Source organism: Acidiluteibacter ferrifornacis, assembly GCF_009909615.1.
GTDB classification, from domain to species: domain Bacteria; phylum Bacteroidota; class Bacteroidia; order Flavobacteriales_E; family Vicingaceae; genus Acidiluteibacter; species Acidiluteibacter ferrifornacis.
In genome coordinates this window covers 372,506-397,877 of the sequence record NZ_WWNE01000003.1, presented here as the reverse complement: position 1 = coordinate 397,877, position 25,372 = coordinate 372,506, and the positions used below count along the sequence as shown (strand labels likewise).

At 36.2% G+C, this 25,372-nt stretch carries 16 protein-coding genes; 9 read left to right on the top strand and 7 right to left on the bottom strand.

The genetic code is table 11. The features are described from left to right. The first annotated feature begins 91 nt into the window (after window positions 1–91). Both GQN54_RS01905 and GQN54_RS01900 read left to right on the top strand, forming a co-directional pair. The gene (locus GQN54_RS01905) at window positions 92–6,118 is read left to right on the top strand and encodes an alpha-2-macroglobulin family protein (RefSeq protein WP_160631402.1); all 6,027 of its coding nucleotides are present in this window, start codon (window positions 92–94) and stop codon (window positions 6,116–6,118) included. Window positions 6,119–6,170: 52 nt separating this feature from the next. Then, complete coding sequence (locus GQN54_RS01900; protein WP_160631400.1) at window positions 6,171–6,701, top strand: hypothetical protein; 531 nt, start codon at window positions 6,171–6,173, stop codon at window positions 6,699–6,701. A 64-nt stretch (window positions 6,702–6,765) separates the two neighbouring features. On the opposite strand, the gene dxs is transcribed toward GQN54_RS01900, so the two are convergent. The 5 genes from dxs to GQN54_RS01875 form a co-directional block, all read right to left on the bottom strand. Continuing rightward, a complete protein-coding gene (gene dxs / locus GQN54_RS01895) occupies window positions 6,766–8,700 on the bottom strand; it encodes a 1-deoxy-D-xylulose-5-phosphate synthase (RefSeq protein WP_160631398.1) in 1,935 nt (644 codons plus the stop codon). Window positions 8,701–9,001: 301 nt separating this feature from the next. Beyond that, window positions 9,002–12,493 carry an efflux RND transporter permease subunit gene (locus GQN54_RS01890; RefSeq protein ID WP_160631396.1) on the bottom strand — a complete coding sequence of 1,164 codons (3,492 nt, stop codon included), beginning with the start codon at window positions 12,491–12,493 and terminating at the stop codon, window positions 9,002–9,004. 3 nt (window positions 12,494–12,496) lie between these two features. Further along, window positions 12,497–13,669, bottom strand: a complete 1,173-nt coding sequence (locus tag GQN54_RS01885; RefSeq protein ID WP_160631394.1) for an efflux RND transporter periplasmic adaptor subunit — start codon at window positions 13,667–13,669, stop codon at window positions 12,497–12,499. A gap of 3 nt (window positions 13,670–13,672) precedes the next feature. Continuing rightward, window positions 13,673–15,025, bottom strand: a complete 1,353-nt coding sequence (locus GQN54_RS01880) for a TolC family protein (protein WP_160631392.1) — start codon at window positions 15,023–15,025, stop codon at window positions 13,673–13,675. Window positions 15,026–15,037: 12 nt separating this feature from the next. Next, window positions 15,038–15,715, bottom strand: coding sequence for a TetR/AcrR family transcriptional regulator (locus GQN54_RS01875; RefSeq protein WP_160631390.1), 678 nt, complete (start codon window positions 15,713–15,715; stop codon window positions 15,038–15,040). 161 nt (window positions 15,716–15,876) lie between these two features. Here GQN54_RS01875 and asnS point away from each other — a divergent pair, with 161 nt between their 5' ends. The 3 genes from asnS to GQN54_RS01860 are packed head-to-tail and all read left to right on the top strand — an operon-like array spanning window position 15,877 to window position 19,426. After that, window positions 15,877–17,319 carry an asparagine--tRNA ligase gene (asnS, locus tag GQN54_RS01870; protein ID WP_160631388.1) on the top strand — a complete coding sequence of 481 codons (1,443 nt, stop codon included), beginning with the start codon at window positions 15,877–15,879 and terminating at the stop codon, window positions 17,317–17,319. 42 nt (window positions 17,320–17,361) lie between these two features. Further along, on the top strand, window positions 17,362–18,816 hold the full coding sequence (gene rpoN / locus GQN54_RS01865; protein WP_160631386.1) for an RNA polymerase factor sigma-54: 1,455 nt from the start codon (window positions 17,362–17,364) through the stop codon (window positions 18,814–18,816). Window positions 18,817–18,820: 4 nt separating this feature from the next. Further along, entirely contained in the window at window positions 18,821–19,426 is a 606-nt protein-coding gene (locus GQN54_RS01860; protein ID WP_160631384.1) for a PA-phosphatase, read from the top strand. 71 nt (window positions 19,427–19,497) lie between these two features. Here GQN54_RS01860 and GQN54_RS01855 read toward each other — a convergent pair whose 3' ends face one another. Next, window positions 19,498–19,860, bottom strand: coding sequence for a YraN family protein (locus GQN54_RS01855; protein WP_160631382.1), 363 nt, complete (start codon window positions 19,858–19,860; stop codon window positions 19,498–19,500). A gap of 34 nt (window positions 19,861–19,894) precedes the next feature. Between GQN54_RS01855 and GQN54_RS01850 the strand changes: the two genes are divergently transcribed. Further along, the gene (locus GQN54_RS01850) at window positions 19,895–20,518 is read left to right on the top strand and encodes a DUF4412 domain-containing protein (RefSeq protein ID WP_160631380.1); all 624 of its coding nucleotides are present in this window, start codon (window positions 19,895–19,897) and stop codon (window positions 20,516–20,518) included. On the opposite strand, the gene GQN54_RS01845 is transcribed toward GQN54_RS01850, so the two are convergent. Further along, on the bottom strand, window positions 20,515–21,417 hold the full coding sequence (locus tag GQN54_RS01845; protein WP_160631378.1) for a S66 peptidase family protein: 903 nt from the start codon (window positions 21,415–21,417) through the stop codon (window positions 20,515–20,517). The genes GQN54_RS01850 and GQN54_RS01845 overlap by 4 nt on opposite strands. Before the next feature lie 144 nt (window positions 21,418–21,561). On the opposite strand from GQN54_RS01845, the gene metG reads away from it, so the two are divergent. Genes metG through GQN54_RS01830 form a run of 3 tightly spaced genes read left to right on the top strand, consistent with a single transcriptional unit; the run spans window position 21,562 to window position 25,203 of the window. Continuing rightward, the gene (gene metG / locus GQN54_RS01840) at window positions 21,562–23,634 is read left to right on the top strand and encodes a methionine--tRNA ligase (RefSeq protein ID WP_207554787.1); all 2,073 of its coding nucleotides are present in this window, start codon (window positions 21,562–21,564) and stop codon (window positions 23,632–23,634) included. A gap of 58 nt (window positions 23,635–23,692) precedes the next feature. Further along, the gene (locus GQN54_RS01835; RefSeq protein WP_160631376.1) at window positions 23,693–24,283 is read left to right on the top strand and encodes a gliding motility-associated C-terminal domain-containing protein; all 591 of its coding nucleotides are present in this window, start codon (window positions 23,693–23,695) and stop codon (window positions 24,281–24,283) included. Continuing rightward, window positions 24,280–25,203 (top strand): PorP/SprF family type IX secretion system membrane protein, encoded by a 924-nt coding sequence (locus GQN54_RS01830; RefSeq protein ID WP_160631374.1) that lies wholly within the window; start codon window positions 24,280–24,282, stop codon window positions 25,201–25,203. Before GQN54_RS01835 ends, GQN54_RS01830 begins: the two co-directional genes overlap by 4 nt. Window positions 25,204–25,372 lie beyond the last annotated feature (169 nt).

The window sequence follows — 25,372 nt, the reverse complement described above, 5'->3', positions numbered from 1 at the left end:
ATTTCAAAGATACTTTATTGCTTCAACAAAAATGTTAAAGAGATCCTAATATTGGAACTATCTTTGATAAAGGATTGAAAAAAATTGATTTATGCGTTTAAAATATTTGATTTTATTGGGATTGGTTTTGTCATTAACGGGCTTAATTGCATGGACCAATTCTAAACCGGAACAGAAGGATTTAATTGTTTATAAGTCTTTTGGAGACTACAAAAAGGAGTGGGTTGAAGTCGATTCTCTATTGATGGTAGGCCTTGATAAAACTGCTGCCCGAAAGGTGGAGCAAATCTTAAACAATGCGGAAAAAACTCAAAATTACAATCAAGTGTATAAAGCCACTTTATACATTGCTCGGTTGAGTAATTCGTTTACCGAAGAAAGTTTAGAAAAAACAATCATCGACTTAGAACAAAAAACGAAACAATACAGTTACCCACTTTCGGCTATTTTTCATTCTACTTTAGGCTCGATTTATCTGAATTACTATCAGCAAAACAGTTGGAAATTCAATCAGCGAACCGAGATTCAAGGCGAACCTACGGATGATATTAAAACGTGGGATTTAAAAACCATTGTTAAGCGCATACAGATTCACTACGACGCTTCTTTAACAGAAAGTGAAAAGTTAAAGCGTACACCTATTAATTATTTTGAACCGATTTTGACAGAGCAAACGGTTAATTATGACGAGGAGAAAGAAGTGCAACGATTTCTGTACGATTTGTTGGTCAAAAGAGCTATCGATTTTTATTCATCAGGACAAGCCAGTTTAACTGATCCAATTGATGTATTCACTATTGAAGACTCTGTTGTGTTTTCATCCAATGAGGAATTTGTAAAAGCTGTATTCCAAACCACTGACACTTTTTCGAATGAATGGAAAGCGCTGAAATTATACCAAGAATGGACAGCCTTTTTATTAGAGGAAGATAACTTGACGGCATTGACTGATGCGACTATAAAGCGATTGCAATTTGCAAAAACCTATTTCCAAGGAGATGGAATTGATGCGCTTTATTTTAGAGCGATTGCTTCTTTGCATGAAACATTAGAAAGTAATCCGGAGTCTGCTAGAACTGCTTTTGAAATTGCTAAATACTATAAGCAGATGTACGATTCTGATACAGCAAGTATTCATAAAAATAAATTAAAAGAAGCGGCTACACTTTGTGAAGAGCACATCAAGCTATATTCTAATAGCTACGGAGCAGTTCAGTGTCGTGCATTGCTGAATCAATTAAAAATGCCATCCCATCAAATTGAGTTGGAATCAGCTCAATTGCCAAATACGCCCATGTTGTTTAAAGCAACTTGGCGAAATGTTTCAACTATGTATTACCGAATTGTGGTTTCTCCTTTTGGAAGAATTTCTGAGAATATGAACTACAATGAGCAAAAACGAAAGTTGTTGGATTCGAAAATGGTCCATAGTTGGATAATAAACTTTTCGGGGCAGGAAGATTTGCGACAGCATACGACAGAGTTTTCTCAAAAAGGATTGCCTACAGGTCATTATTACTTGATGTCTTCTTCTAAAGCTGATTTTTCTAATATGGAATCCATTTCTTTTACAGAAATGTGGGTGTCAGAGATGAGTTTTATCCAACAGAACAATACGAATGGAGGAATAGAAATATATGTTCTAAGCCGTAAAAATGGTCATCCGATCGGAGGTGTTGATTTAGAGGTGTATCAAGATAGAAACTATAGCTCGAATTTAGGGAAGGTTGGAAAATTCAAAACAGATGCCAATGGATTTGTGGCAATTGGGAATACTTATAATAGAAGTATTTCTATTGTGTTCAAGAATGGAAAGGATAGCTTGTATTCTCAAAGTATTTACAGTTATAATAATTATCGATCTAATACAGAGAAGTGGAATACTCGTGTTAATTTTTTCACGGATCGAGCCATTTATCGACCTGGTCAAACGGTCTACTTTAAGGGGATTGTGATAGACTCTAAAGAAAAGGAAGTAAAACTAAATACGAGTTATAGTAGCACTGTGGAGTTGATGGATGTCAACTATAAGAAAGTGGCTTCTATTGATGTAAAAGCAAACCAATATGGCTCATTTAGTGGTTCTTTTCAATTGCCTGTAGGCGGATTAACCGGTTACTACCGATTAAAAACAGACCTTGGACAACATGGCTTTTCGGTAGAAGAGTATAAGCGCCCACAATTTGAAGTGAAGTTTGATCCTGCAAAAGGGAATTTTAAGTTGAACGATTCAGTTGCAGTAGTAGGAAAAGCCATCGCGTATTCTGGATCGAACTTAACGGATGCAGAAGTGAGTTATCGCGTAACTCGCCGAGAAATAATACCATATTATCACTATTATGGTTGGAGAAGATTCCCTCCATCACAAAATAATGAAGCAGAAATAGCCAAAGGAAAAGTAAGTACAAATGCGGCCGGAGAATTTGAAGTGAGGTTCTTAGCGAAAGCGCCAACGAATAGCACATCAACATTCACTTACGAGGTGGTGGCAGATGTGATGGATATTAATGGAGAAACCCAGAGCTCGACAACCTCAGTTAGTATTGGAACGAAGTCGTATCAACTACAAGTTGATTTAGGAAAAGAAATAGAAGTGAACCAATTGAAAGGATTCACCTTTAAAACCACTAATTACTCTAATGAGCCAGTAGCTGCCAATATCGAGTATTCAATTGAGTTGTTGAAAGCATCAGAACAAGTTTACAAGCAAAGGTATTGGGAAATTCCTGAGCAGATTCAGTTGGAAGAAACAGCTTTTAGAAGTGAATTCCCTCATTTTGCTTATCGTGAAAATGAAATAGACCCTAGTTTGTTGGGAGTAGAAAAGCGAGTGGTGGATGCGAAGGGTTCTTCCAATGAATTACTCCAACTGCCTTCGGAATTAGCGAGTGGAACCTATAAATTGAACATCTTAGCTACAGATGAGAACGGTGATGAAATAAAGCAGGAGCGGTATTTTACCATTTTTAGTCTGAAGGATAAATGTCCGACAGTGGCTTCCGTTTTTTGGGTGAAGCAACTGACCAATAAAGTAGAGGTAGGTGATAAAGCCCAATTTGTAATTGGCTCCAGAGCTACTGACGCAAAGGTGCTATATGAATTAGTGTTGGGTGATAAAGTGCTCAAAAAAGAGTGGATTGCTTTGAAAAAGGAACAAAAAGTGATTGAAATCGATGTGAAAGAAAAATTTCGAGGAGGTTTTCGTGTGAATCTACTAATGGTTTATGATAATCGCTCATTCAATCAATCGATGGAATATACAGTGCCATACAGCAATAAACAGTTAAATGTTAAACTGAGCACCTTTAGAAATGTAACCGAGCCTGGAAATAAAGAGGCATGGTCGCTAACGGTAACTGATGTAGAGAAAAAGTCGGTGCAAGCGGAAGTGTTGGCCTCTATGTACGATCAAAGCTTGGATGTGTTTCAAGCCAATAGTTGGAATTTTTTCCCGTACAGTAATAACTATAGTCGTTCTAATTGGCAATCGGATCAGTATTTTAGAAGAGTAAGTGCTGCTAATTACTTTGAGCCAAAGGGTAATAACTTACCCTCCCCTTTAAATTATAAAGGATTGAATTTTTTTGGATTTGAAGGAGATCGACAATATTATAATAGAAACTATGGTGTTCAATATGATGCTGCAATGAGCTTTTCCAAAGGTGAAGTATATGCTGAGGAAGTACAGTCTATGGCTGTTAGGTCAGTAAGTGATGCTGATGTGGAGGTTGTTGAGAAAGAGTCGATGACAAATCCTACTTCTGTTCCAACTACACCTCCTTCCATTCGCTCCGACTTCCGAGAAACGGCTTTCTTTTATCCACATTTAGAAACAAATGAAGACGGTACAGTAGATTTTACTTTTACCATGCCCGATGCATTGACGCGATATAAGTTTATGGCAATGGCGCACACCACCGATTTAAAAATTGGAACAACGTTAGAAGAAATTGTAGCTCAGAAAGAGCTGATGGTCATGCCGAATCCTCCGCGTTTCTTTAGAGAAGGAGATACGTTGGTGTTCAAAACTAAAATGGCCAATATTAGCGACAAGGAGCAAGAAGTTGCAGCCACTATTGCCTTTTTTGATGCTTTAACCATGAAGCCGATTAACTTATTGGCCAAAGATAAAGCGAATAAAAAGATGACTATTTCTTCAAAAGGAAATGAAGTAGTGAGTTGGCAAATCACTATCCCGAAAGGGTTGCAAGCTGTGACCTATAAAATCATCGGCGAAAGCAAAACGCACAGTGATGGTGAAGAGCGAACGATTCCTGTATTGACGAATAGAATGTTAGTGACAGAAACGCTGCCATTGCCAATGAATGGAAAAGGAAGCAAGCAATTCACGTTTGATAAGTTGGTGAATAATACTTCGTCTACATTGACTAATGAGCGATTTACAATAGAATACACCTCGAATCCTGCTTGGTATGCTATTCAGGCTTTGCCGTATTTAATGGAGTACCCTTACGAATGTGCTGAGCAAACGTTTAGCCGATTGTATGCGAATACCATTGCAACACACATCGCTAATTCAGATCCTAAAATAAAACGTGTATTTGAAATCTGGAGACAGTATCAGCCGGATGCTTTGCTTTCTAACCTAGAGAAAAATCAAGAGTTGAAAGCGTTGGTGATTGAAGAAACTCCATGGTTGAGAAATGCAAAAGACGAGAGTGAACGCAAACGACGATTGGGTGAGTTGTTCCAGCTGGATAAGATGGAAAGAGAACTGAGTCGAGCTACCAAAAAGCTGGTTCAGATGCAGTATTCTTCTGGTGCTTGGCCATGGTTTGATGGCGGAAGGGAAAATCGATACATCACTCAACACATCGTAAGTGGTTTTGGACATTTGAAGCAGTTAGGTATGATTGATTTCGAAAAGAACACGGAATTAAGACAGATGCTAGATAAAGCAATTGCTTATTTAGACGCTGAATTAAAAGCGGACTATGATAGATTAATCTATCACAAAGCTGATTTAAGTAAAAAACAGATTTCTTCCTTTCAGATTCAGTATTTTTATGCTAGAAGCTTCTTTATTGAAAAGGAAATTTCATCTGTAAACAAAGTCGCATTCGACTATTATTACAAGCAGTCCAAGCAGTATTGGTTAGATTATAGTTTGCAGTTGAGAGGGATGATCGCACTTTCCGCAAATCGCTATAAGGATGTAGAAGTTGCCAAAACAATCATGAAAGCAGCGAAAGACATTGCTATTTACAATGATGAAATGGGCATGTATTGGAAAGACAATCGAAGAGGGTATTATTGGAATCAAGCGCCAATAGAAACTCAAGCGCTGATGATAGAGGCTTTTGATGAGGTGTTAGATGATAAGACCTCCTTAGAATTATTAAAAGTATGGTTGCTGAAACAAAAGCAAACTCAAGATTGGAAAACCACTAAAGCTACGGCTGATGCTTGCTATGCTTTATTGTTGAAAGGAACGGATGTATTGACAATGGAAAATACAGTGAGTTTAATTGTTGGAGATCAGCAATTAGATCCAGCAAATGATCCATCGTTGAAAACGGAAGCCGGTACAGGCTACTTTAAGAAATCGTGGACTGGTGGAGATGTGTCTCCAAAAATGGGAAACATAACGGTTAAAAAATCAAACGAAGGTGTGGCTTGGGGTGCAGCTTACTGGCAGTATTTTGAGGATTTGGATAAAATTACTTTTGCGGAAACACCATTGAAATTAGAAAAAGAGTTATTCATTGAAGTAAGAACTAATTCAGGAAAACAGCTTCAAAAGGTTACAGAAAAGACTCCTATCAAACTAGGAGATAAGGTGATTGTAAGAGTGGAGTTGCGTTCCGACAGAGATTTAGAATTTGTGCATTTAAAAGATATGCGAGCATCAGGATTTGAGCCGATAAACGTAATATCAAGTTATAAATATCAAGATGGTTTAGGCTATTATGAAAGTACAAAAGATGCAGCTACTAATTTCTTCATCTCTTATTTGAGAAAAGGAGTCTATATTTTTGAATATGAGTTGAGAGCTAATATTTCGGGGCAATTTTCCAATGGGATTACGCAGGTGCAATGTATGTATGCGCCTGAATTTACTTCCCATAGTAATGGGGTTCGTGTTACGATTAAATAGTGTTGTTGGTTGATATAATTGCAAATGATATATTTGCTAAAAAATAAAAGCTATGAAGAATATTACACGAATTGGAATAATTGCTTTTTCTACATTTTTAATGTGGTCTTGTGGTGGCGAAACTAGCTCTCAAGCGGAGGAAACAACTGAAGAGGTAGCCAATGTAGAAGGAATGACGATGGTAAATCTTAGGGACCATGGTTTCGAAGGAGCTATTTATGTCCCTAATGAAGATTTCGGAGCTCCTGAATTTGAGCGTACCAATTGGGGTAGTTTACAGATTCGGGTAGGAGACCGTTTTGGTATGGAGTTGCAACAAGAACCAATATCAATTGAAGAGAAAAAAGCTGAATTGATGGATGAGCAGGTTTATACTGTAGAGTTTGTTGAGGATACTCCAAATTTATTGTTTTGGAAGAAGTCTATTCCTGATAGTGGGATAGACCCTGAATTTCAGTTTTTCTATCTGTATGATGCAGATGGATTTAAAGTTGAGATTAAGAGTTTTGAAAGTGAGCAATTTAGTGAGAGTGCAGTAAAGAAAATGATTCAGTCTGCAAAGTCATATGATAACGCGAAGTAAATTAAATATTATAAAAAAGGCGCTTGAATCTATATTCAAGCGCCTTTTTTATGTTTAGTAGTCCTTATACAGCCTGCTTATTCAATTTTATACCAACTAATTTAGCAGCAGTTTGTGCGATACCTTCAGGATCAAATCCGCATTCTTTGTGCAGTTCCATTTGTGAACCATGCTCTATAAATGCATCAGGAATTCCTAATCTAACAACAGTAGAATTCTTGTATTGATGGTCAGCAGCGAATTCTAAAATTGCACTTCCTATTCCACCCATCACACACCCATCTTCAATAGTGATGATTTTATCAAACTTTCCGAATACTTCATGCAACAGCATTTCATCTAATGGTTTTGCAAATCTCAAGTCGTAATGTGCTGCACTAATATTGTTCTCAGCTAGACGTTCGCAAGCTTCAATAGCATAGTTTCCTATGTGCCCGAATGATAAAATGGCCACATCTTCCCCATTTTTAATTCTCTTCCCTTGTCCAATCTTCATTGATTTCAAAGGAGTTTTCCAGTTGGGCATCACCCCATTTCCTCTTGGGTAACGGATGGAAAAAGGCCCATTATTCTTTTCTTGAGCAGTGTACATCATGTCGCGCAACTCTTCTTCATTCATTGGAGAAGCTACAATCATATTTGGAATAGATCGCATATAAGAAATGTCATACGCTCCGTGATGTGTTGGCCCGTCTGCTCCTGCAAAGCCTGCACGATCTAAACAAAATACTACGTGTAAATTCTGCAAAGCTACATCGTGAACCACCTGGTCATATGCACGTTGCATAAATGAAGAGTAGATGTTACAAAATGGAATCAATCCTTGAGTAGCCATGCCAGCAGAAAAAGTAACTGCATGCTGTTCTGCAATACCTACATCAAAAGCTCTTTCAGGAATGGCTTCCATCATTATGTTCAATGAACTTCCTGAAGGCATAGCTGGGGTAACTCCCACTATTTTTTCATTTTTCTCAGCTAACTCTACAATGGTATGTCCGAAAACATCTTGATATTTTGGTGGTTGAGGATTCTTTGGTGTTACTTTTATTATTTCCCCTGTATCTTTATTGAATAAACCTGGTGCATGCCATTTAGTAGGACTCCCATCTTCTGCTGGTTGATATCCTTTTCCTTTTTTGGTCAAGCAATGCAATATTTTGGGACCAGGAATATCTTTCAAATCCTGTAAAACCTTGGTCATGTGGTTCACATCGTGGCCATCGATTGGGCCAAAATATCTAAAATTCAATGATTCAAAATAATTGCTTTGTTTCAATAAAGCTCCTTTCAAACCATTCTCAATTTTCTGAACTATAGCTTGAGCATTTGGACCAAACTTACTCACTTTACCAAGTAGAGTCCATACCTCATCTTTTACTTTATTATAGGTATGAGACGTTGAAATATCAGTTAGGTACTCTTTTAATGCTCCAACATTTGGGTCAATAGACATACAGTTGTCATTCAAGATAACTAGTAGATTTGAGTCTTCTACTCCACCGTGATTTAATCCTTCAAAAGCCAAACCTGCTGTCATAGCGCCATCACCTATTACAGCAATGTGTTGTCTATCTTTTTGTCCTTTTAATCGTGAGGCCACGGCCATTCCTAATGCAGCCGATATTGAAGTAGAAGAGTGACCCACTCCAAATGTATCGTACTCACTTTCTGATCTTTTTGGAAATCCACTTAAACCCTTATAAATCCTGTTTGTGTGAAATTCTGTTCTTCTTCCTGTCAATAATTTGTGTCCATAAGCTTGATGACCTACATCCCACACGAGTTGATCATACGGTGTGTTAAAAACGTAATGGAGAGCAACTGTCATTTCAACCACCCCTAAACTAGCACCAAAATGACCTCCTTTAACAGAGACCACATCCACTATATATTGGCGTAGCTCTTTAGAAATTTGAAGTAAATCTTCTTCTTTAAACTTCCTTAAATCAGCAGGTACTGTAATTTGACTTAGTAATTCACCGGCTTTAAATTCACTCATATTAATCGAATTGAGAGGAGAAATTTGTAATGAAACAAATGTATGAAATATTTGTTTTTAAAGGCCTTATAGATTGAATACATTCGTTTTTGCATTGTTACTATCACAGCTTATGGCAATTGTCAATTACTTGTTTATTCTAGCCAATACCTTATTAAAGTCAATTTTAAAAAGAATGGGGACAATAACTACTGTTATTATCCCCATTCAACCAAACCTAAACCTCTATATAACCGATACAATAACGGTAGTGCTTTTGGATTGTTATATCATTGTTTCTTAAAATTCCTTAATAGTTCTATTATTTCGCTAAACGTATTTTTAATCGATAGACTAAATAGTTCATAACTGGCACTACTATAAGTGTTAAGAATGTTGCGAATGTTAATCCAAATATTACAGTCCATGCTAACGGACCCCAGAAGATTACGTTATCACCTCCCATATAAATCTTGGGATCAAACTCTGTGAATAAGGAGAAGAAATCGATATTTAATCCAATAGCTAAGGGAATTAAACCCAAGACAGTTGTAATCGCCGTAAGTATTACTGGACGTAATCTTGCCTTTCCACCAACAACAATAGCTTCCATTACTTCCTCTCTAGAAAGTAGATCTCCTTTCCCAAGTCCATTTTTCTTTTTTCTTCTCTCAATTAATATATCTGTATAGTCTAGAAGCACTACACCATTGTTTACTACAATTCCTGCAAGTGAAATAATTCCCACCATCGTCATCATGATCACAAAGTTCCATCCAGTAATCACTAGACCTAAGAATACACCAATAAAGCTTAAAAAGATTGCCATCATTATGATGGTAGGCTTAGAAATAGAACTAAACTGAAAGATTAATAATAACATAATCAAACCTAATCCAGTAGCTAATGCACCAAGTAAAAAGGCCATCTGTTTTCCTTGTTCTTCGATTTCTCCGGTAAAAGCGTATTCAACACCCTTAGGAGTCTCAAAGTCGAGCATTTTGTTTTTCAAAATATTCACAATTTCGTTCGCATTTGCTCCTGGTAAAACACCTGAGTATACCGTTACGATACGTTGTAAGTCAATGTGTTTAACGGCACTAAATCCTGATGTGTTTTTCTGTGTTGCAACTGTGCTTATGGGAATTTCTTTAATGGTACCAGTTGCTTGATCTCTAAAGATAATGTTCTGATTAAACAAAGCGCTTGGATTTTTTTTCAAGTCTTCGTTAAATCTAACATAGATATCATAATCATCTCCATCTTCCTTATAAACACCTGCTTTAATACCAAAAATAGAGCTTCTCAATTGATTCCCAACCTGGCCTGCAGATACACCTAATTCTCCAGCTTTTTGACGATCCACTTCAACTTGAATAGCTGGCTTACTTTTATTCACATCAATTTTTAACTCTTCTATACCAGGTACATTTTGAGCATTGATGAAATTTCTTATTCTTTCTGCAACATCAATTAACTCGGTATAATCCTTTCCACTTACTTCAATGTTGATCGGATAGCCTATGGGGGGACCTGCAGCATCTTTTTCTACAGATATAGATACTCCCGGATAAACACCTCTCAATGCATCTTGAACTTTTAGTCGCAGCGTTTCACTATCCTCTCCTCTTCTGTATTTATATTCTCGCATAGTTGCAGTAATTTTACCTCTATGCGGCATTTCTGCTGCTGATCCCCCATCTGTTTGAGGATTTCCTGCACCTTCACCAACTTGAGAAACTACAGATTCGGTCATGAAATTATAACCATCATCGACATATTGCTCATCTCTTAAAACAGCATATACTCTTTTTTCTATGCTTTTAGTAATCTCATTGGTTTTATCTATGTCGGTTCCTTGAGGATATTCGATGTATACGATAATCTGATTAGGCTTGTTGTCTGGAAAAAACTCAATCTTAGTTCTACCTGAACCTACTGAGCCACCAAATAGAAATAAGGAAACAAAAAGCATTACGATTGTTCCGAAAAAGAAGTAATAAGCGTTTTTCTTTCTCAAGGCAAATTTTAAAGAGGATTCATACCAGTTTTCGAAAGTCACCAAAGTTTTACGTTGGAAATTATCTGCCCACTTTTTGAAAACATAGCGATACATTAGAAGCATTATAGCAGTAAAAATCATCAATGTCCCAAGGCCTCTTACTGCTCCACCTACGATCATCATGAATACCCCGAGAACAACTAGAATTATGATGTTTCTAATGAGTTTTTTGAAGGGTAATACTTTTTCATCTACCTCCATAAATTTAGAAACCAGCATCGAGTTGATAAAAATCGCTACAAATAGTGATGAACCCAATACGATGGAAAGGGTAATGGGAAAGTAAACCATAAATTCACCCATTACACCAGGCCAGAATCCTAATGGAACGAATGCTGCTACAGTAGTTGCGGTTGAGATAATAATAGGAACTGCGATTTCACCAATACCTTTTTTGGAGGCCTCGTATCTGCTCATTCCTTCACTCATTAAACGGTATACGTTCTCAACTACCACAATTCCATTGTCAACTAGCATACCAAGTCCCATCACCAACGCAAATAGTACCATAGTATTCATGGTGTACCCTAACAATTCAATGACCATAAAAGACATGAACATGGACATTGGAATTGCGAATCCAACGAAAAGTGCATTCCTAAAACCAAGGAAGAACATCAACACTAAAATTACCAAGATAATTCCAAATATAATATTGTTTACGAGGTCGTTAACTTGATTGATAGTCATCGCTGACTGATCATTCGCAGATGTAATTTGAACATCAGATGGAATGTAGTTCTCTTTTGCTTCTTCAATAATTTTATTGGCCTGCTCGATAGCAGAGATCATGTTTTTACCGGCTCTCTTTTTTACATCAAGCATAACGACTTGCTCTCCCCATTCTCGAGCGTAGGTAGTAGTTTCTTCAGCTTGAAATTTCACAGTAGCAATATCTTTCAAGTATATCGAATTGCCTTTTTCGGACTTTACTACGAAATTTTCCAAGTCCATTGGTCGGTCTATCTCTCCTAAAATTCGAATTGTTCTTCTTTGCCCACTGTTAATTAAATTTCCTGCAGACATAGTAACGTTTCCGTTACTGATTGCATTTTGAACATCTTGAAAGCTTACCTTAGCAGCCATCATTTTGTACACATCAACCGCTACTTCTACTTCTTTTTCTTGAGCCCCTCGAATGTCTACCTGTTTGATTTCTGGTACTTTCTCAATAGCGTCCTCTAGGTACTCTGCATACTCTTTTAATTTTTCAATCGGATAGTCACCAGTAATGTTATAGTTTACTATTGGCATTTCCTCTGAAAGGTTTAAGTCGAACACATTAGGCTCTACTTTGGCTCCATTAAAAGTTGGCCAATCTTCACTAGATTTAGCTGCATCTACCTTATCTTTTACTTTTACTTTTGCATCCTCTACGCTAATATCTTCATCAAACTCTACAGTTATAATTCCGTAATCCTCTTGAGAAGTCGATAGGATTTCTACAACGTTACTTACATCATCCAGCTCGTCTTCTAATGGGTCTACTATAAGTCGTTCTATATCTTCAGCGGTGTTTCCAGGATAGGGTGCACTGATATATATTTTAGTTTCTTTTATCTCAGGAAAGCTTTCTCTTGGTAATCCGAAGTATGAAGAAAGCCCTAGGAATAAGAAAATTGCAATCATCACATAGATAACTGTAGGGTTATCTATTGCCCAAGAAGACAATCCAAACTCTTTTTCTTCTGTATTCACTTCCGAAGGTTGGATTTTTTCTGGTAAATCGTTGTTTTTTATTTCTTCAGACATTTTTTATTGTTTGATGATTTCTACTTCTTGTTGGTCTTTTACAGTTCTTGCGCCTTCCTTTATCACTAAGTCATTATCGGCCAACCCTTCTGTGACTTCAATATAATCGCCACCCTTTTTCCCTGTAGAGATAAAAACCCGCTCTGCAGTAGGTTCAGACTTAGAGGTATTTACCTTATATACATATTGTTTGCCTTCTGAATCTTCGGAAATAATGCTTTGAGGAATCATAATTGCGTTTTCAGCAGTATAATCGTTAATCTTCAAACGAGCAGTCATGTTTGGTTTTATCTTACCTTCCTTATTTTGCAACACGGCTTCAACTCTAAAAGATCTATTATCAGGCTTTATATAATTACTCGCTTGACTAATTACTCCATCAATCGTCTGGTTCAATACAGGGATTTCAACTTGAACAGCTCTTCCTTTTGATATAGCTGAGATAAAAGTTTCTGGCACATCAGACTCTACATACATCTGATTCATGTTGATTACTCTCATCACCCCCATTTGCCCCGGACCTACTACGTTACCTTCTTCAATCATTATTTCATCTACTATACCAGAGAAAGGAGCTTTTATTTGAGTTTTAGCCAATTGGGACTTCAGTTGTGATACTGACTTTTGTTGGGCTTCATAATTGGCCTTAGCTTGTAAAAATTGCATTTCAGAACCAATTTTTTGATCCCATAAACGTTTCTGACGCTCAAAAGTAGTTCGTGATAAGTCCGCTTGTATTTCAGCTTGATTCACTTGTTGAGCCAACCCACCATCTTCTATAGTGGCTAACAATTGTCCACTACTTACTTGTTGACCTTCTTTCACCAAAACTTTCGTCAATACTCCAGCATATTCTGGGTAAAGCACTACATTTTGTTTGGTATCTATATTGCCTTGAACTTCTACATAATGCTTGAATTCTTCAGGTTTGATGGTATAAACAGAGACTAAAGGACGCACTTTGTTATTGTCAAGTTTTGAGATAGCTGTTCCTAACATTTCTATCTGATTGGATAGTTCATGTTCCTGAGCAACCAGTTCATTGTGCTTTTCTTTTAATTCTGCTAAATCATTATTTTCAATAATCTCCTCTACAGATTTACCTTCTTGGGAACCGCCACACGACGCTAATGCTGCACTTATAATGAATGCACCGATTAATTGTTTTGTCTTCATTGTTTAATAGTTATTTAACGCCTTATCTAATTTAGATTTCGCTGAAATGAGTTGTAAAATTGAATTTAGGTAGTCGCCTTGTGTCGACAATAATTGATTGTTTGCTTGAGTTAATTCTAAACTCGAGGAAATTCCTTCTTGATATTTAATTTGTTCTTTGGTAAAAATTCGGTTTGCCAATTCCATATTTGCTTTCTGTGAGTTGTACTGATCAAGTGCATAGGTATAATCAGATCGGCTTGTTATTAAACCCATTTTTAGGTTCTCAGAAACTTGCTTTTTGGCTAAAGTAACCTTCTCAAAGTCCAATTGAGCTTGTTTTACTTTCGCCAGTCTCATACCACTACTAAAGATGGGGACAGAAAGGTTTAAGCCAACATACTGAGCGTTAAACCATGGGGCATCTGAAAAGAAATTAAATTCGTTACTAAAGGAATTCTCCTGAAAGCTATAAGTAGCAGACAAACGAGGTAAAAAAGCGGACTTTTCCTGTTTTACCAGAAGCAAAGAAGCTCTTTCTTGATTCTCTATAATTCGATAGTCGATATGTGATTCAATATTAAAGGTAGAAGAGGCCAAACCTTCTGCGTCAACTTCATTAACGATTTCATCCAATGATTCAGTTAATTCAATAGTATTGGCAATTTCAATACCCATTGAAAACTTAAGTAGATTCTTTGAAATCTGAACTTGACGTTCTGCATTGTCATATGCACTTTTAGTTTGTGAACGCAATAGTTGCAATTGGTCGTAGTCTTGTTCAGCCACGAATCCATTTTCATACAATGCTTTATTATCAGAAACAATCTTATCTATGTTAGAGAGATTTTCTTTCAGAATGGATTTATTTCGCTCGGCAACTAGAACTCCACCATATGCTTGAGTTACTATATCTTTAATTTCAATTGCTGATTTTGCTTGGTCATTGATTGAAATTTCTTTATACACTTTAGCTGCTTGCAGTCCTACAATGTAGCTTCCATCAAAAATCAATTGATTTACATTGATTGCTGCACTCATACTTTGTTCTGTTCCAAAGGTCAACTCTTGAAAAGTTCCTGGCTGCCCACCTGGGAAGGCATCTCCTGGTACTAACTGAACGGGGAGTTTAATGTTATACGTATAACCCGCACTAGCAGAAATTTGTGGTAGACCAATTGCTGTAGTTTCCCACACTTTCTTTTCTGATTTCTCTACATCCAAGGTGGCAGTTCGAGTTTGATAGCTATTTAAGACGGCATAGTCTTGCGCTTGCTTCAGCGTGAATTGAAATGTCTGTGTGCTGTCTTGTGCAATTGCTGTTGCAAACAAGCAAGAAAACAGAGACAATGTAATGAGCTTATTCAGCTTCTTCATGATTAATAGTTATTAATTGTCTTCTTTAAATTTCTGTTTTAAGTATTCCCTTCCTTTCCCATTGGCGATGCCTCTGATGTGATAACGCATTAATTCCAGGTGCAATTCTTGAAAATTAAATTTCCCCGGTAGCGCTAATTGATTAGACATCATTGCTTCTGTCATCACCATGTAGGCTTTGGTTAAAACTTCTGGGTTGAGGTTATCTCTATACAACCCCTCTTCTATTCCACGCTTCAGGTTCATTAACATTTTATTGAACACAAATTCTTCTTTATGTTCCATTAATACTTTCCAAGCTTGGGGGTAATATTTCTGAATATCATACATAATGGAAGGGTGCGCATCCGAAAGACCTTCATTTACTTTACGCCCGATCCCCATTAATTCATCAATGGCATTTTCTCCCTCAATACACTCATTTTCCACATCACACTGTACCGAGCTAATTTGATACTCTATTACTTTCTTTACTAAATCTCGTTTATTGGCGAAAGAAATGTAAAGTGTCTTTTTTGATATTCCCAACTGACGAGCAATATCATCCATGGTAAGACTCTTAATTCCATACTTCAAGAATAAGTCTTTGATACTATCGAAAAGTTTATTTTCTGTAGTTAAATTTTTCACGATGCAAACGTAAGAAACAAAATGAACATCGGAAACGTTTTTTGTTAATAATGTTTCCAATGTAGCAACATTTTATTTTATTTCACATTTTTTAAGGCATTACAAGGAAAGTTATCCTGAGAATTTTCATTCAAAATTTCATCAAAAAAACGTTCCTTTGCGGTTCTATTCGTTAGAATTGAAGCATTTTGAATCTCAATAATTTTTAATCAGATAATTGAATGGCACGTCAAACAGTAAAGGCACTTTTAAACAGCACAGAGAAAGACATCGAAGTAAGTATAAGTGCTTGGGTGAGAACAAAAAGAGGGAGTAAGAATGTAGCGTTTATCGCTGTTAATGATGGCTCTACACCCCACAACCTCCAAATTGTGGTTGATTTAGAAAAAATGGGCGAAGCTGTAGTAGACAAAGTAACTACTGGATCTTGCATCAAAGCCATAGGAAAATTAGTAGAATCTCAAGGTAGTGGGCAAAAGTATGAATTGGAGGCGTCAAGTATTGAAGTATTAGGTGAAGCCGATGCCAATGAATATCCATTGCAACCAAAGAAACATTCATTAGAGTTCTTGAGAGAAAATGCTCATTTAAGATTTAGAACGAGTACATTTAGTGCTGTTAGTAGAATCAGGCATACCTTAATTTTTGCAGTACACAACTTCTTTAATAGCCGTGGATTTTACAATATCCACACTCCTATTATTACTGGTTCTGATGCTGAGGGAGCTGGTGAAACATTCAACGTTTCTACCTTAGATAAGAAAAATCCACCCTTAACAGAAGAAGGTGAGATTGATTACAAAAAGGACTTTTTTGGTAAGTTAACAAACTTAACAGTTTCTGGGCAGCTGGAAGCAGAAGCGGCTGCAATGGCTTTGGGAAAGGTCTACACGTTTGGACCAACTTTTAGGGCAGAAAATTCAAATACCACAAGGCATTTAGCTGAATTTTGGATGATTGAACCTGAGGTAGCCTTTAATGAATTGGAGGATAACATTGATTTAGCTGAAGACTTCATGAAATATTTGATTGCATACACTTTAGAGAATTGTCATGATGATTTGGTTTATCTCGAAAATAGAATCATAGAAGAAGAAAAAAACAAAAAGGCCGAAGATCGTCAACCAATGAATTTAATTGAAAAATTGAAATTTGTGGTGGATAACGATTTTGAGCGTTTAACTTACACAGAAGCCATTGAAATTTTAAGAAATTCTAAACCAAACAAAAAGAAAAAATTTCAATATCCTGTAGAAGGATTTGGAACAGATTTACAGTCGGAGCATGAAAGATATTTAGTGGAAAAGCATTTCAAGAAACCAGTAGTTTTAACCGATTACCCGAAAGAAATTAAGGCATTCTATATGCGTCAAAATGAAGATGGAAAAACGGTTAGAGCTATGGACATCCTTTTCCCAGGAATTGGAGAAATGGTTGGAGGTTCTCAGCGTGAAGAGCGATTAGATCTGCTTGTGAAACGAATGGAGGAAATGCACATAGAAGCGGACGAACTTTGGTGGTATTTGGAGTTGCGTAAGTTTGGAACTGCTCCACACAGTGGATTTGGGTTAGGTTTTGAGCGATTAGTACAATTTGTAACAGGTATGGGAAATATACGTGATGTAATTCCATTTCCTAGAACACCGAAGAGTGCAGAGTTTTAAAAAATTAGTTAAATTTAGTTCCAACCTTTCAACTTTGGAAATATGTTAAAGCAGTCGTTACAACAAAAGATGCTTCAGAAGCTATCTCCTCAGCAAATTCAGCTGATGAAGCTGCTTCAATTGCCTACTGTTTCTTTGGAGCAGAGAATCAAGGAAGAGTTAGAAATCAATCCGGCATTGGATGAAGGGAAGGAAAATGATGAGGAATTCGAGGAGAAAGAAGAAGATTACGAAGAAAGAGATGATGCGACAGAAGCACAAGAAGACTTCGACTTTTCTGACTATATGGATGATGACGGAACTCCTGATTACAAATACAATATTTCCAATCACAGTAAGGATGATGAAGAAAGACAAATACCTCTAAGCGGTGGAAAAACATTTCATGAACGATTAGAAAATCAATTATCATTGCAAAATCTGAGTGATGCTGAGTTTAAAATTGGACAGCACCTAATAGGTAGCCTAGACGATTCCGGCTATTTAAGAAGAGAACTATCAGCCATCGAAGATGATTTAGCTTTCACTCAAAATATTATGACTACAGAAGAAGAACTGCTTAAAGTTCTTCGAATAATACAGCAATTGGATCCTGCCGGAGTGGGCGCTCGTGATTTACAAGAGTGTTTGTTGATTCAAATTCATAGAAAAGATAGAAACAAACTTTCGATTGTTTTTGCCACTCATATTTTAGAAGAATACTTTGAAGAATTCACCAAAAAACATTACGATAAAATCAAGAAGAATGTAGAGATTTCAGACGAGGACTTAAAGGCGGCAATTGAGGAAATTTTACGATTAAATCCTAAGCCTGGAAACTCTATGAATGAATCCGCAAAAAGTGTTCAGGTAGTAGTGCCAGACTTTAATATGGTAATTAAGGATGGAAACATCGAGATTACACTAAATGGTAGAAATGCTCCCGAATTAAAAGTAAGTAGAGAGTATAAAAACATGATGCAAACCTATTCTGAATCCAAAAAGACGGATAAATCACAAAAGGAGGCATTAATGTTTGTAAAGCAAAAGTTAGACAGCGCAAAATGGTTCATTGATGCGATTAAACAACGTCAAGGTACGCTAATCAATACGATGGAAGCGATTGCTGAATATCAGAAAGCTTATTTTTTAGATGGAGACGAAACCAATCTTCGTCCGATGATTTTGAAGGATATAGCCGATATGGTTCATTTAGACATATCCACTGTTTCTAGAGTGGTAAATAGTAAATATGTGAGTACTCCTTATGGCACTTTCCTTTTGAAGTCCTTCTTTTCAGAATCATTGTCTACTGATAGTGGAGAAGAGGTAAGTACAAGAGAGGTGAAGAAAATTTTGCAAGATTTTGTAGATGCTGAAAGCAAGAAAAAACCAATTACTGACGAAAAGCTTTCGCAACTATTAAGAGATAAGGGATACAATATTGCTAGAAGAACAGTAGCAAAATACCGTGAACAATTAGGGATTCCAGTTGCTAGATTAAGAAAAGAACTATAATTAAATGTCGATTCGACTAGCTAATTTTCTGTCCAAACTATTTCATCCTCTTTTCATGCCTGTTTTAGGTATGGCTATTATTTTCAGTAGTCCTACATACTTTAATTACCGTTATCCTTTTCTGTTAAAAGTTATAGTCCTTGGTTTTTTATTTTTAAATACATTCATTTTTCCATTGATATTCAGTTTGCTGCTAAAGCGAAGAGGAGCCATTAAAAGTCTTCAAATGGAGACGTGCAAAGAGCGAAAATGGCCGTATTTTTTTACAACCATTATGTATCTGACCTCGGTTTGGCTTTTTGTTAAATTGAATATTTCCTCCATTATTTTAGACTTTACATTAGGAGCAGCAGTTTCGATTTTTATCCTATTCTTAGCTTCTTTTATTAATTTTAAAATCAGCGCCCACTTGCTAGGGTTAGGAGGATTAATTGGAATGATTCTCGTTCTTTCATTGAAAACTCAAGTAGACCTAACTTCGATCATTTCTGCATTTATTCTTATTAGTGGATTTGTTGGTATTGCTAGATTAATACTAAAAGCACATCAACCAATTGAAATTTACACCGGATTTTTAGTTGGTTTTTTGATTCAGCTGTATTTTGTATAGCAGTAAAAAACAGTAGCGCTTAAACAGGCTTATAACAGTTCTTTTGTGCTCATTCAAAATGAGGTAAGCAATCACAATAATGGATAAAACGCATCTTCAATGTGCTCAATTTCTATTTTGTCTTCTTCCAATAACACACTAATAATATCAAATCGAGCCCCCAGATTGCAATTGGACTGCTCAATAAAGGCGTTGGCTGCGCGTATAATATTCTTTTGTTTTTTTGGTGTTACGGCGTCTTTGGGGTTTTCAAAATAACGAGAAGTTCTTGTTTTGACCTCGACGAAAACTATCTCTGTTTTAGTCTTACAAATGATATCTAACTCCGCTTTTTGAAATGACCAATTGATAGCTTCTATGGAATAGCCTTTATCAATTAATAATTGTTGAGCAATCTGTTCTCCTTGTTCCCCTATGTCATTGTGTTCTGCCAAAAGAATTCTAATTTTGAACTTTAAATTTACTAAAATGAAACCTTTTCTTTTTCTATTATTTGTAATCAATAGTTTCGCTGTAGTCGCGCAAGAAGGTTTTAATGGGAAAATCTCTTGGAAGATAGAACGCGGAAAGGAAACGATTTTCCGAGATATTTATGTGAAAGGAGACAGTGTGAAAGTGGAAGAGTGGAGTAAACTAACTGCTAAAAACAAGAGTATTATCATATTGGACTTAAAACATTCTGTGGCTAATATCCTCAGTGGTGAACGTAAAACCTATTTGGTAGTGAATGCAAATAATGAACCTATAGAAAATATAGAATTCACATTTAAAACAGAAGAGGCAGATAGTCTATTGGGACTTGAAATTACTAAGTGGATTGTCCATGCTTATAACTTGTCTCGAATATCAAATTATTGGTTTTCTGCGTCAGAGTTTTCATTCTACAAGAAAATGCTTCAATTATTACCAGAACTAAATTTTCTCGAAAAACAATTCTTGCAACTTCCTCTTTCAGAAGGAGTAATGCCAATAAAAGCAGAATATTCAAATATAAATAACGTACAAGTGACGATAATGGAAGTTATTAAAATAGAGAGAACGGATCTTCCAATAGAAATGTTTAGAATACCAAAGGGATATAAAGCATTTTAAAAGGTTAGAATTGATTCTCTTTCTCCCACTTTAAGAGTACATTTTCTTCCAAAGTAAAGTGCTTTGTTGGGCTCACAATGCCCTGCGGGGAAATTAAAAGCTACTGGAATATTCAATGTAGAAGTTCTTTTTTTAATTATTTCTAAAGCGCTCATTCCGTAAGGAATTGCATTGTCATTCATATCCGACATTCCCCCTACAACAATTCCTTTCAATCCAGATAGAAAACCAGATTTTTTAAGGTTCATCATCATACGATCAATGTGGTAGAGATATTCATCTAAATCTTCTAAGAATAAAATTTTACCAACTGTATTTACCGTAGAATTTGTTCCACTTAAGCTATAAAGGATTGACAAATTACCCCCAATTAATTCGCCTTCACATTCTCCTAATTGATTGAATTCTTGCGACTCAAATGCGTATTGATCTAATTCACCAAAAAGTGCTTGTTTTAAAGTTTTTGTCGATTCATTTTCGGAACCGTCCTTTGGAAAATTTATAGGCATAATCCCATGAATGGTTTCTACATCCACATTTTGATGAATGTGGCAATGCAAAGTAGTCACATCACTATAGCCAATAACCCATTTCGGATGAGATTTAAATTTCGAAAAATCCAACTGATCAATAATCTGTACCGTTCCATATCCACCTCTAGCGCAAAGAATAGCATGTATATTTTCATCGTCCAAAAATTCTTGCAGACTAGCTGTTCGCTGCTCTTCTGTTCCTGCAAATTGATGATCTACTTCAAATAAATGGTGGGATAATTTAACGTTAAGTCCCCAACTTTCTAATAAGCCAATTGCAGGTTCTAATTCCTCTCTTGAGATTTTTCGAGCGGTAGATACTATCCCTATTGTATTTCCTGAAGTTAGATAAGCCGGTTGAATCATGTGAAATGATGTGTTTTTTTTGCAAAATTGCATCTAAAGTTAAAAGCCAAAGATAATAATCAAAGGAATCAAAGTTTTCTACTTACTCACTTTAAAGTACAATGGGGATAACTTATCTTTGCTCCCTATTAAAAAAAATACATTTTGGAAAAGCCAAAAAAACATCTAATTACAGCAGCCTTGCCTTATGCCAATGGCCCTCTACATATTGGACACATAGCTGGAGCATATCTTCCTTCTGATATTTATACTCGGTACTTAAAATTAAAAGGTGAAGACGCGGTGTTGATTTGTGGTTCAGATGAGCATGGAGCAGCCATCACCATTCGTGCTAAAAAAGAAGGAATTTCTCCTCAAGAAATTGTAGATAAGTATCACGAAATTAACAAAAAGGCTTTTCTAGACTTAGGGATAAAATTCGATATCTACCACAGAACGAGTTCTGAACTACACCATCAAACAGCTTCGGAATTTTTCAAGGTGTTGGATCAGAAGGGAAGCTTTACCAAGCAAACCAATCAACAATATTTTGATCAAACAGCACAGCAGTTTTTGGCAGACCGCTATATTATAGGAACTTGCCCAAAATGTAGTTTTGAAAACGCTTATGGGGATCAATGTGAGAGTTGTGGTTCAACTTTGAGTCCGGAGGACTTAATTAACCCAAAATCTACCTTAAGTGGAGAGCCTCCTATTAAGAAAGAAACCACTCATTGGTTTTTACCAATGGAAAAACACGAAAAGTGGTTGAAAGAGTGGATTGAACAAGGTACGTTAGACGGCCATCCTCATCATGATCCTAAAATATGGAGAAACCAAGTAATTGGGCAGTGTAAATCATGGATTGATAATGGATTGCAGCCAAGAGCAATGACCCGTGATTTAGATTGGGGAGTTAAAGTTCCTGTTGAAGGTGGAGAAGGAAAAGTGTTGTATGTCTGGTTGGATGCTCCAATTGGATATATTTCAGCAACTAAACAGTGGGCAACTGAAAATAACAAAAACTGGGAAGATTATTGGAAAGACGAATCGACCGAAATGGTTCATTTCATAGGTAAAGACAATATTGTATTTCATTGTATTATCTTCCCTATTTTATTAAAAGAGCATGGCGGATTTAACCTGCCAATCAACGTACCTGCTAATGAATTTTTGAATCTAGAAGGAGGGAAATTGTCTACGTCGAGAGATTGGGCAGTTTGGGTTCATGAATATTTGGAGGATTTTAAAGGGAAAGAAGACGTTTTGCGTTATGTATTATGCAGTATTGCTCCTGAGACAAAAGATAGTGAATTTACTTGGAACGATTTTCAGGCTCGAAATAATGGAGAACTAGTAGCTATTTTTGGGAACTTCATCAATCGGGCGGTTGTGTTAACTCATAAATACTATGGAGGGAAGGTGCCAGAAACTTCAACCGATTCAATTAAATATAAAGAGGTGTTTTCTCAGTTGGAAACATTGGTTCAATCCGTAAATGCTAAACTTACAGCGTTTCAATTTAGGGATGCTCAAAATGAGGCAATGGCTATAGCACGACTGGGAAATAAATTTTTAGCAGAAACTGAACCTTGGAAATTGATTAAAACAGATGAAAATGAAGTGAAAACTATTCTAAACATCGCACTTCAAATTGCCGCAAACTTGAGTATTATTTTCGAGCCATTTTTACCGTTTACCTCTATAAAGTTGCAAGAAATGTTGAATATCAAGAGTTTTAATTGGAGTCAGTTAGGCTCTAATAGTTTATTGACTGCTGATCACCAATTGAATCCAGCGACATTATTGTTTGAAAAAGTTGAAGATGAAGTGGTGAATGCTCAAATCGAAAAATTAAAATTGAAAAAAGAAGCGAAAGAAGCTGAGAACAAAAAAATATCTCCAGCAAAAGAGACCATCACTTTCGAGGATTTTTCTAAAATGGATATAAGAATTGGGAAGATTGTGGAAGCCGAAAAAGTAGCCAAAACCAAAAAGCTTCTTAAGCTTAAAGTAGATACTGGGATTGATGTAAGAACGGTGGTTTCAGGAATTGCAGAATCTTATTCTCCTGAAGAAGTGGTGGGTAAGCAAGTTTCTATCCTAATCAATTTAGCTCCACGAGCTATTAAAGGCATTGAAAGTGAAGGAATGATATTGATGGCTGAAAACGCAGCGGGCAAATTGTGCTTTGTATCTCCCGATAAAGAAGGCCTCATAGGAAGTGAGGTGAAATAACTTCAAAATTTGATTTCAATTAGAAATGTTTTATCATTACAGCCTGAAATAAAGGATAATGATTAAGCAATTACTATTTCTTATTGGGTTCTTTTTGATTCAAAGCAATTCTTTTTCACAGTGTGATTCTATATTGATTCACACCAATTTTCAAACCACACCAACCATCTGCAATACAGCAAACGGCTCTATAAGAATCTCTAGATCTAGTGGTGGAACAGCCCCCTACTTATGGGCTCTAAACAACACTGATTTTAGTGCAAATAATAGATTGGATAATTTAACTCCTGGAGCTTATTTGTTATTGACAAGAGATAGTCTTGGTTGTATAGATACAAGTACAGTTTTAGTTGAAAATCGTCCACTGAGGAATGAATTTGGAATTGGTAATGCATTTAGTCCCAATGATGATGGGATTAATGACGAGTTGCGTATCACTATCACTAACAACATTGTAAATGTTGAAATAGTTTTTATCAATCAATATGGTCAACGTGTATTTAAAACCACAACTACCAATGCGTTACAAACATGGGATGGAATTCACAATGGTTTGCCGCTACCAGAAGGTACTTATTTTTATCTGGTAACCGCTAGTACACTCTGTGAAAAAGGTTCTTTTTCTGGTTATATAACTTTATTGAGATGAAAGGCAGAGTTATAGTCGTAAGTTTGTTTTTTATTGTTCAATCTCTATGCTCCCAGCAAATAGCCACCTTTAGCAATTACATTTTAGATCCTTTTTCTTTGAACCCCGCGGTCGCTGGGTTGCAACAGTGTTTTGAAATGAGAGCAGGCAGAAGGGTGCAATGGACAGATTTGTATGGAGCACCAGAAGTCAATTTTTTTAGTATCAATTTCATGCTAAATAAGAGTGAGCGAAATAGTTTTAAAAAGCAAGGGCTTGGACTATATTTTCAAAATCAATCGGTGGGGATTTTTAATATTAATTACCTAAAAATCGGTTATGCCTATCATTTGAGACTCTGGAAGAAATATAAAATGTCAATGGGTGTATTTGGAGGTATGCAGCAGATGGGGTTAGCCGATGCTTCATTTTTGAACACCCAAGATCCAGCCTATAAAAGCAATAGGGCTTATGTAGCTCCAGAAGTATCTCCTGGAATTTTTTTATACACTCAAAAGTCTGGTTTGGGAGTTTCATTGTTTCAAGCCTATCCAAAAGATTGGGGGAAAATAGGAGATCAAGCTCGACTTCGACAGCATTTGTTTGCAACATTTTATCATAAAATAACTTATGGATTCTGGAATTTTATGCCTTCTACATTAGTGCGTATAAACCCTTTCTTAAGTCCGTCTGCCGATATTAACTTTCTTGCGGATTATGATAATGTTATCTCCTTTGGTGCAGGAGTTAGAACTTTTAGGTCGTTACAAGTCAACCTAAATTTTAAATTATGGGATAAGTTCAAAGTTGGTTACACTTATGAGATTCCATTTTTAACAAATAGTCAACAGCTTGGTCCCACTCATGAAGTTATAATAGGATTTGGAAACTGCTTTAAGAATGGACCAAAGCCTAAATTTATTTGCCCAGTTTTTGAATAGTGAGCCAACCTTTTAATTCAATTCAACGTTTTCATAAAAATAGAAAGAAGTTAGAAATAGGTTAGTATCAACTCTCTAATTTCTATATATTTGTTATATAATGTTAAACAACCTTTTTTGATTCCAATTGCTTTTAAGTTGTTGATAGTCAAAATGAAGTTGTGCATTT

Bases quoted from the DNA above. Each gene is read 5' to 3' on its own strand.
- asnS (WP_160631388.1), top strand. From the start codon at position 15,877: ATGGCACGTCAAACAGTAAAGGCACTTTTAAACAGCACAGAGAAAGAC.
- GQN54_RS01900 (WP_160631400.1), top strand. From the start codon at position 6,171: ATGAAGAATATTACACGAATTGGAATAATTGCTTTTTCTACATTTTTA.
- rpoN (WP_160631386.1), top strand. From the start codon at position 17,362: ATGTTAAAGCAGTCGTTACAACAAAAGATGCTTCAGAAGCTATCTCCT.
- GQN54_RS01880 (WP_160631392.1), bottom strand. From the start codon at position 15,025: ATGAAGAAGCTGAATAAGCTCATTACATTGTCTCTGTTTTCTTGCTTG.
- GQN54_RS01905 (WP_160631402.1), top strand. From the start codon at position 92: ATGCGTTTAAAATATTTGATTTTATTGGGATTGGTTTTGTCATTAACG.
- GQN54_RS01835 (WP_160631376.1), top strand. From the start codon at position 23,693: ATGATTAAGCAATTACTATTTCTTATTGGGTTCTTTTTGATTCAAAGC.
- GQN54_RS01890 (WP_160631396.1), bottom strand. From the start codon at position 12,493: ATGTCTGAAGAAATAAAAAACAACGATTTACCAGAAAAAATCCAACCT.
- GQN54_RS01885 (WP_160631394.1), bottom strand. From the start codon at position 13,669: ATGAAGACAAAACAATTAATCGGTGCATTCATTATAAGTGCAGCATTA.
- dxs (WP_160631398.1), bottom strand. From the start codon at position 8,700: ATGAGTGAATTTAAAGCCGGTGAATTACTAAGTCAAATTACAGTACCT.
- GQN54_RS01860 (WP_160631384.1), top strand. From the start codon at position 18,821: ATGTCGATTCGACTAGCTAATTTTCTGTCCAAACTATTTCATCCTCTT.
- GQN54_RS01845 (WP_160631378.1), bottom strand. From the start codon at position 21,417: ATGATTCAACCGGCTTATCTAACTTCAGGAAATACAATAGGGATAGTA.
- GQN54_RS01830 (WP_160631374.1), top strand. From the start codon at position 24,280: ATGAAAGGCAGAGTTATAGTCGTAAGTTTGTTTTTTATTGTTCAATCT.
- GQN54_RS01850 (WP_160631380.1), top strand. From the start codon at position 19,895: ATGAAACCTTTTCTTTTTCTATTATTTGTAATCAATAGTTTCGCTGTA.